The organism is Catenulispora rubra (genome assembly GCF_015356825.1).
GTDB lineage: Bacteria > Actinomycetota > Actinomycetes > Streptomycetales > Catenulisporaceae > Catenulispora > Catenulispora rubra.
In genome coordinates, this window is the sequence record NZ_JAACYW010000673.1 from 1 (window position 1) to 787 (window position 787).

Sequence of the window (787 nt, forward strand, 5' to 3'; positions counted from 1 at the left end):
CCCCCCGCACCGTGACCTCGACCCCGTCCCCCCGCACGTCCAGATCGACGGCCTCGCCATCGGCCTCCACCAACACGACGCCGACCAGCGCCTCCCGCCTGGCCTGCGCCAGCCGCTCGGCCAGGTAGTCCTGAAAGATCCGCCGCGGCGCCGGCCCCTGCTCCACGAACTCGAAGTCGGCCCACGGCGCCGGCCACCCACTCCGGTCGGCCTCCACGTTCGCCCACCGCACGAAGTCGAGCACGTCCTCCCGGAACGCCGACATCCGCCCCGCCTGGACGTTGAAGACGTGGTCCCACGGGTTGCCGTCGCGGTGGTAGGCAACGCCGGCACACCGATAGTCGGCACGCCGTTCAAGCAGCACGACCTCCAGCGGACCGCGCGCGAAGCACAGGAGCCGAATCGCGGTGGCGGTACCCGCCAACCCAGCGCCGACGACAAGGATTCTCGGGCAGACAGCATTGCGGATCATTGGCAGCACCCTCTGGTACGGCGACGCCCCGGCACCCTTGGCCCGACCGGACGCGTTCGCTGCTGACACGGACCGTTTGCAAATCAGGGTACTGAGCTTCGGAGGGTGATGTCGCCGGGCGCCCCGCAGAGGAGCCGACATACCAGGCCCCGCGGATGGTGGCGACGGGCCAGCGGCACCGGCCGCGCGGTTCGCCGGATCCGACCGGACCACGCGGGGGTTTGGTTCTGGGTCCCTCGCCGCGTCAGCGGGCGCAGCCAACCTGCCCGGTTTGGCGGTGTCAAGCCGAACGGAGCTGGACCACAGCAGCAGGGG

The 787-nt window shown here is 71.2% G+C and carries 1 protein-coding gene; it reads right to left on the minus strand.

What is annotated here, in order from left to right:
• On the minus strand, nucleotides 1-472 hold a 472-nt coding region (locus GWK61_RS54890; RefSeq protein ID WP_194922342.1), incomplete at its 3' end, for an FAD/NAD(P)-binding protein.
• Between the last annotated feature and the right edge of the window lie 315 nt (nucleotides 473-787).